This window comes from Lutibacter sp. (assembly GCF_041562875.1).
In the GTDB taxonomy this organism is placed as follows: Bacteria; Bacteroidota; Bacteroidia; order Flavobacteriales; family Flavobacteriaceae; genus Lutibacter.
The window spans coordinates 1-6946 of the sequence record NZ_JBFFOE010000117.1; the positions used below are offsets into that span (position 1 = coordinate 1).

Genomic DNA, 6946 nt, shown 5'->3' on the forward strand with positions numbered 1-6946 from the left:
CATTTACAGCAAAAGATAGAAAAGCTATTAAATTAGCCGCTGAAAATTACCCAAGTTCTGAATATTATGATGTTGATGAAGTGTTAACTCAATTAGGAATAGGAGAGGCCTTTATTTCTGTTTTAAATGAGAAAGGAATACCAACGCCTTTGGCTTGTACAATGATGCGTGCGCCAATGAGTAGAATGGATATATTAACTGATAAGGAGTTGAAGCAACTTATTGAAAATTCTCGTATTTATTATAAATATAATGAAACTATTGATAGGGAAAGTGCCTACGAAATTTTATCTGATAAAATAGAAAGAATAAATGAAAAGGAAGCTGTAGAGGAGAAGAAAAAAGAAGAGTTAAAACAATCAAAATCAACAAGTTCTAGGTCAAGTTCTAGAAAAAGCACCCGTATGAACCCTATTTTATTAGTGGTAACAAGTGCAACCTTTATTAGAGGTATACTAGGTATTTTAAAACGTGTGATATAATTTTTTTAGTTCGCAGTCAATAATAGTATATTTGTTGCGTTTATAGTTATGTTATTTAAAAAATAAGTTGTTTATGTCATTTTTACAAAGAAGCATTTTAATAGTTTTAGTTTCATTTTTGTTTGTTCAATGTTCTAAAGAAAATAAATATTTAATTGAAAAAGGGAAAGTGGGTTATTTAACGAAGGAAACTACCATTTTAGAGTTAAGTACTATTTTTAAGAAAGATTCAATAGTTTCAAATTTACAGTTAGAGGAATTAAATAATGAGGATAAATTATTTTCTTTAGATGATGATGAGTATGAAATATTTTCGGTGAAGGGTGATAAGTTATTAGAAATTGCTCCTACAAATCAGAACGATTCTTTATCCAAAATAAAAAGTATTCAAATTTTTAATAAAAATTATAAAACAGAAAAAGGTATTTCACTTCAATCAACATTTAAAGATATTAATGAACATTATTTGGTAAATAATATTGAAACTACTCTTACTTCTGCTACACTTTTTATTGATGAATTGAACGCTACTATTTCAATTGACAAAAAAGAATTAGGAATTAACATTTTTAGCAGGGAAGAAGTAACTATTGATCAAATTCCAGATATTGCAAAAATAAAATACTTTACTATTTGGTTTAATTAAAAAGGAACTAACAAAAGGACACTAGGTAAAAGAGTTTTAAATACTAGTGAAACTATTTATTTTTCGTACTTTGTATTAAACATAAGATAGAACTCAGGTTTATAGATTTCGTATATCTAAAATTTGTCCATTTTTTAATTCATCAGTAACATCTAAATGGTAAATTTTATTGGCAACTTCTTTAGGTGAAAGTAAATCTCCGTGTTTATAAAAATCAATAAATCGTTGAACGGATTTAAAATTTTGTTTTGGTGTAGTTCTAACCTGTACTTGCATATCTGTATCTATAACTCCTGGATATATTGAAACTATACTCACACCATTATTTATTTCTTTTTGTTCTTTAGAAATTACTTTTGTCATCATATCAACACCAGCTTTAGAAGCGCAATATATAGACCAACCTTCATAAGGTTTTACGGCGGCTCCAGAAGATATGTTAAAAATTTGTTTTTTACATTCCCAGCCTTTTGTGAGTTTTATAAAAAGTGAATTTAATACTAATGGGGCAATTAAATTAACCTGAATGGTATGACTGATATTTAAGGGAGCGATAGCATCTAAAGTATTCACAGTTCCTAATTCACCAGCATTATTAATAAGTGTTAAATGGGTAGTTGTATTCTTGTCTAAATGCGAGAATATTTCTATCATTATATGCTCAATAGTATCCGTTTTACTCAAATCACATTGGTATTGTTCAGCAATATATAATTTATCTATTTTACTTCTTGAAATGGATATTACTCTATAGCCTTGTTTGTGATATTTTTTAGCCAATCCTAGACCTAAACCTTTACTGCCTCCTGTAATAATTACAATTTTTCCCATTATTTTTTTATGTTTTTTTCGTACAAATCAATCCATTCTTTCACTGTAATTTTTTGCATTAATTCTGCAATTAAATCAAATGGAATTTCTTCTGCTTTTTTAAATCGAATACAACTTTTACCCATGTCTAATTTATGTTTACAATGTTTAGGGTATTCATTAACAAACCAATTTAGTAATTCAGGATTTGCATAAATTCCCATATGATATAAAGCAATAAAATTCTTTTGAGAAGCGATATTGGCAAAAGGAAGTGGCAATTTTGTATCACAATGATATCCTTTAGGATATACATTCTTAGGAATTACATAACCAATCATTCCGTAGCTCATTTGCTCTTCAAATCCTTTTGGTAAATTGTGTAAAATAGTTTCTCTTAATTTTTTAAAATAAGGGATGTTCTCTTCAGGAATTTGAGCAATATACTCTTCGGGGGTTTTGGCTATAATTTGCATAGTTAAAAAAATAAGTACTATGCTAATGTATAAATTATTTATAAAACTTTTTAGACTCGTTCCAAAACACATCCATTTCAGCAAGTGACATATCGTGTAAAGATTTCCCTATTTTTTTTGCTGCGGTTTCTAAATATTGAAATCGATTGATAAATTTTTTATTGGTACGCTCTAAAGCGTTTTCAGGATTTACGTTAATAAAACGAGCATAATTTACCATTGAAAATAAAACATCTCCAAATTCAGCTTCAATATTATCTGTATTTCCTTTTTTAATTTCAACATTCAGTTCATTTAATTCTTCTTGAACTTTTTCCCAAACTTGTTCAGGTTTTTCCCAATCAAAACCTACACCAGCAACTTTTTCTTGAATTCTATTTGCTTTTACCATGGAAGGAAGTGAAAGAGGGACACCTTCTAAAACCGAACTTTTACCTTCTTTTAATTTTAGTTTTTCCCAGTTTTGTTTCACTTCTTCTTCATCTTTTACAACAACATCACTGTAAATATGAGGATGACGATGAATTAGTTTTTCAGCAATGACATTGGCAACATCTGCAATGTCAAAATCATTTGTTTCAGAACCAATTTTTGCATAAAAAACAATATGAAGTAGTACGTCGCCTAATTCTTTTTTAACTTCTTGTAAGTCGTTATTCAGAATTGCATCACCTAATTCATAGGTTTCTTCAATAGTTAAATGGCGAAGCGATTCAAAAGTTTGTTTTTGATCCCATGGACATTTTAAGCGCAACTCGTCCATAATGTCTAAAAGTCGACCAAAAGCTTGGAGTTGCTGTTCGCGGGTATTCATAATTTATGCTTCTTCTGTTTGTTCCTCTTCTTCTTTAATTGAAGTGAAATCAAAGCCTTTTGAAGCTAATAAATTATACCATTGCAATACTTTTTTAATGTTTGAAGTGTACACACGTTCTTCATCAAAATTTGGTAAAATTTCTCTAAAATAGGACGTTAAAACTTTTCCGCTTTCTTTTGGACTGATGGCTTCTTTTCCATTTTCTTTTTCTCCAATAGTTTTAAGAATTACGCGTAGCGGAATTTCTTCTTCATATGTATAAATAGCAATTTCATTTAATGCGCTAATATTGTGAGTAACCGTTACGGGAAACTTTTTACCATCAATTAATGATTCTACAATAATGCCACCCTTAGATTGTGCTTTAATTTCGTGCAATCCTGGTTTTCCATTAATTGCTACTATATCTTTTAACTCCATAAATTTATTATTTTTTTAATGAGGGAAATTTCATTCTATAACTAGGATTTACATTTCCTTTAGTAATATTTTCTAATCTTTTTTTAATTAATCTTTTTTTTAATGATGAAATTTTATCTGTAAATAAAACGCCTTCAATATGATCATATTCATGTTGAACAACTCTCGCGGCTAAACCATCTATAACATCGGTATGTTTTTCAAAATTTTCATCAACATATTCAATGGTAATTTTTTCTTGTCTGAATACATCTTCTGTAATGTCAGGAATACTTAGGCAACCTTCATTAAAAACCCATTCTTCACCTTCTTCTTTTAAAATTTTAGCATTGATAAATACTTTTTTAAAATTCGCTAAAAATTCACGTTCCTTATCATCTAAATCCTCATCTTTTTCAAAAGGAGAAGTATCAACAATAAACAATCTAATTGCTTTTCCAATTTGAGGTGCTGCCAAACCAATACCATTTGCATTTACCATAGTTTCTTGCATGTTCTCAATAAGTTGGGTAAGATTTTCATAATCTTTATCAATATCAACTCCCATTTTTCTTAAAACAGGATGGCCATATGCATAAATTGGTAAAATCATATTCTTTTTTTTGGATTGCAAAAATACAAAAGATTAAACGAATAATAAAATAGTAAGTTATTCTTATTTAAAACTGCAGCTACTTTTTGTATAAAAGTGCTTAAATTAGACGGAATTTTCCGTTGGTTTCATTTCGTTTTTGGTGTGTATTCTTTATCAATTCAACTAGTTTTCAATAGAAAACGATATCAAGAATATTAAAATTAGCATTAAAAACAGTTCTTGTTATATTTTTAGCCCCATTTAACTGCTCAAAAATATTGGAACTAACGTTTTTTAATAATTAAACTCAGCCTTTTAAATAAGTTGTAAATACGTTATTTAATTAAAATAATTGGTAGCATAGTATAAAACCTAAGTAGTTTCTTTTAGTTTAAGAGCTCCTACCTAATTCTCTTATAATTTAATGTTTTAAGTCTCTTTTTTAATTGTTTTGAAGGCTTATAAACAATGTTTACTCCCTTAATATTCGATTTTCCTATGGGCTCTAGACTCTCAGCAGGTGTCCCTTTTAATGTTATTTGAAAAGAGCCCAATGTATCTATGCGTACAATGCGTCCCTCAGCCAAGGCTTCTCCAATGGCTAATGTTAGTGACATAATTACACCATAACAATCACCAACACTCATGGTAGAGCGTGAAGCCACTATATCAGCTAAACTTTCCAAATCTTCTTCTCCTTTATGTATGGCACAAGGATAGTATTTTATTTCAGGAGGTGTTACCATACAATTTTTCTTAGGCAACATTTTAAAATTAATAGGCATAATTATTATTTTTTATAGAGATAATAAAATGAATTTATATAGTAATTTATGTGTATTTATAAAGTAAATTTAATAAAACATAGACAGAAATTGACTAAAAGATATAGATTTTTTTTAACAAAGATGTAGATTAAATAATTTAAAGATAACTATCTTTTTAAGTAAAAATGTATATAAATACTTATAAAGATATCTATAAAACAAACTAAAGATGCAAGGTTTTTACCTTTTTAGGACTTTAAATTAATTTTAACAAATATGTAACGCGTTTATGTACTTAGTTCATTATAAAGAATTACTATGGTAAATATAGTATTTATATGATTTAATTAACTACTAATTTTTATTATTTTTTTAAATAATTAATACGTGTGGATACCTGCCTTAGCAGGTATAAAAAGAAAAGTAAAAGGAAATAAAAATAATTGCCATTCCTGTGCAAGCATAAATTGTATTTTATTAAATTTGTAACTAATTATGAAAGGAATCACAATTATATTATCGTTGATAATACTTGTTTTGTCAGTAAAACCTTGTTCTGACGGGAATAATGCTGAAGATAAGCACGCAGACGGTATTGGCATAAATCACAATCATGGGCAGGACTCTGATGATTCGTGTCCTGTAATGTGTATTTGTGATTGTTGTGGCATGTCAGTAACATATGAACCTATTAGTACTTTAATACTAAATCATAACTTAAAAATTTCTACTAAACTATTTTCTACCTATCAATCAAATTACCGGTTAGATTTTCATTCTAACATTTGGCAGCCGCCACAGTTAATTAGTTAAAATAAACAGACTTAATAGTCAAATTTTTTTAATTAATCATATTTACATTAACAATGCATAAACACATATTGAGCATAATGCTCTCAATTATAGTGTGCTTTTCTTTAAAAGCGCAAACAACTGATATATCAATAAAAGTAATTTCAGAAACAGAAAATGAACCCTTATTAGGCGCAACAGTCTATTTTGAAAAGTTAGAAAAAGGTGCAGTAACGGATTTTGATGGAATTGCTAGTTTTATAAATATACCAACTGGACAACATCTTATTATAATTTCATATTTAGGTTTTGAAACGTTAAAAACAAGTATTCAATTACCAACTAGCTCAGAATTGGTTTTTAAATTAACCAGTGAAGGTAACGAATTGGATGAAGTAGTATTACAATCTACTAGAAGTACAAGAACCGTTAAAAAAATTCCAACCAGAATTGAATTTATTGGCTTAGAAGAATTGGGTGAAAAAGCGATTATGAACCCAACAAATATTTCAATGGTACTTCGTGAAAGTACAGGAATACAAATGCAACAAACTTCTTTAAGTAGTGGAAGTACAAATATTAGAATTCAAGGACTAGATGGGCGTTATACGCAACTTTTAAGAGATGGGTTTCCATTATATGGAGGTTTTTCGAGTGGTTTAAGCATTATACAAATTCCTCCTTTAGATTTGCAACAATTTGAAATTATTAAAGGTAGTTCTTCAACGCTTTATGGTGGTGGAGCTATCGCTGGTTTAGTAAATATGGTGTCAAAAACACCTAATGATGAACCGTCTTTAGACATCATGCTAACTCAAACACAAGCGTTAGGAAGCACCGCAAATGTGTTTTATAGTAAAAGAAACGAAAAGTTTGGTATTTCTCTATACGGTTCTGGACATTCTCAAAAAGCTTATGACCCAGAAGATGATGGATTTAGTAATTTGCCAAAAACAAAATCAATTTCATTTAACCCAAAATTCTTTTATTATCCATCAGAAAAAACTACGTTTTGGGTTGGACTTAATGGAACTTATGATGATAGAATTGGTGGTGATATCACAAAAATTGAAAGTGAAGAAATAGGGAATCATCAATACACTGAAGAAAATGTCTCAAAAAGATTGAGCAGTCAAGCAGTTTACCATACTCAATTAGATTC

At 28.8% G+C, this 6946-nt stretch carries 10 protein-coding genes; 4 read left to right on the forward strand and 6 right to left on the reverse strand.

All coding sequences use genetic code 11. The features are described 5' to 3' along the window. The coding region (locus ABY863_RS12020) for a helicase HerA-like domain-containing protein (RefSeq protein WP_372795159.1) at nt 1–482 on the forward strand (482 nt) is incomplete at its 5' end. Nucleotides 483–555: 73 nt separating this feature from the next. After that, complete coding sequence (locus ABY863_RS12025; protein WP_372795161.1) at nt 556–1128, forward strand: hypothetical protein; 573 nt, start codon at nt 556–558, stop codon at nt 1126–1128. Nucleotides 1129–1227: 99 nt separating this feature from the next. Here the strand turns inward: ABY863_RS12025 and ABY863_RS12030 are convergent, their stop codons facing one another. The 6 genes from ABY863_RS12030 to ABY863_RS12055 form a co-directional block, all read right to left on the reverse strand. Further along, the gene (locus ABY863_RS12030; RefSeq protein ID WP_372795163.1) at nt 1228–1959 is read right to left on the reverse strand and encodes an SDR family NAD(P)-dependent oxidoreductase; all 732 of its coding nucleotides are present in this window, start codon (nt 1957–1959) and stop codon (nt 1228–1230) included. Continuing rightward, complete coding sequence (locus ABY863_RS12035; RefSeq protein WP_372795165.1) at nt 1959–2414, reverse strand: DUF1801 domain-containing protein; 456 nt, start codon at nt 2412–2414, stop codon at nt 1959–1961. The genes ABY863_RS12030 and ABY863_RS12035 overlap by 1 nt, the downstream gene beginning before the upstream one ends. 34 nt (nt 2415–2448) lie before the next feature. Further along, nucleotides 2449–3228 carry a nucleoside triphosphate pyrophosphohydrolase gene (mazG, locus tag ABY863_RS12040; RefSeq protein ID WP_372795167.1) on the reverse strand — a complete coding sequence of 260 codons (780 nt, stop codon included), beginning with the start codon at nt 3226–3228 and terminating at the stop codon, nt 2449–2451. Between the two features lie 3 nt (nt 3229–3231). Next, nucleotides 3232–3651, reverse strand: a complete 420-nt coding sequence (locus ABY863_RS12045) for a DUF5606 domain-containing protein (RefSeq protein ID WP_372795169.1) — start codon at nt 3649–3651, stop codon at nt 3232–3234. A 7-nt stretch (nt 3652–3658) separates the two neighbouring features. Then, nucleotides 3659–4243: a peptide deformylase gene (def, locus tag ABY863_RS12050; RefSeq protein ID WP_372795171.1), complete on the reverse strand. Its 585-nt coding sequence runs from the start codon at nt 4241–4243 to the stop codon at nt 3659–3661. Nucleotides 4244–4626: 383 nt separating this feature from the next. Continuing rightward, on the reverse strand, nt 4627–5010 hold the full coding sequence (locus ABY863_RS12055; protein WP_372795173.1) for a hypothetical protein: 384 nt from the start codon (nt 5008–5010) through the stop codon (nt 4627–4629). A 477-nt stretch (nt 5011–5487) separates the two neighbouring features. Here ABY863_RS12055 and ABY863_RS12060 point away from each other — a divergent pair, with 477 nt between their 5' ends. Together ABY863_RS12060 and ABY863_RS12065 are read left to right on the forward strand one after the other, a co-directional pair. After that, nucleotides 5488–5805 carry a DUF6660 family protein gene (locus ABY863_RS12060; protein WP_372795175.1) on the forward strand — a complete coding sequence of 106 codons (318 nt, stop codon included), beginning with the start codon at nt 5488–5490 and terminating at the stop codon, nt 5803–5805. A gap of 77 nt (nt 5806–5882) precedes the next feature. Further along, nucleotides 5883–6946 (forward strand): TonB-dependent receptor plug domain-containing protein (locus ABY863_RS12065; RefSeq protein WP_372795177.1); only part of this gene is annotated, 1064 nt, incomplete at its 3' end.

What these genes read in the sequence shown, in the direction of transcription:
- ABY863_RS12030 (WP_372795163.1), bottom strand. Translation starts at nt 1,959, where the DNA reads ATGGGAAAAATTGTAATTATTACAGGAGGCAGTAAAGGTTTAGGTCTA.
- ABY863_RS12055 (WP_372795173.1), bottom strand. Translation starts at nt 5,010, where the DNA reads ATGCCTATTAATTTTAAAATGTTGCCTAAGAAAAATTGTATGGTAACA.
- mazG (WP_372795167.1), bottom strand. Translation starts at nt 3,228, where the DNA reads ATGAATACCCGCGAACAGCAACTCCAAGCTTTTGGTCGACTTTTAGAC.
- ABY863_RS12060 (WP_372795175.1), top strand. Translation starts at nt 5,488, where the DNA reads ATGAAAGGAATCACAATTATATTATCGTTGATAATACTTGTTTTGTCA.
- ABY863_RS12045 (WP_372795169.1), bottom strand. Translation starts at nt 3,651, where the DNA reads ATGGAGTTAAAAGATATAGTAGCAATTAATGGAAAACCAGGATTGCAC.
- def (WP_372795171.1), bottom strand. Translation starts at nt 4,243, where the DNA reads ATGATTTTACCAATTTATGCATATGGCCATCCTGTTTTAAGAAAAATG.
- ABY863_RS12025 (WP_372795161.1), top strand. Translation starts at nt 556, where the DNA reads ATGTCATTTTTACAAAGAAGCATTTTAATAGTTTTAGTTTCATTTTTG.
- ABY863_RS12035 (WP_372795165.1), bottom strand. Translation starts at nt 2,414, where the DNA reads ATGCAAATTATAGCCAAAACCCCCGAAGAGTATATTGCTCAAATTCCT.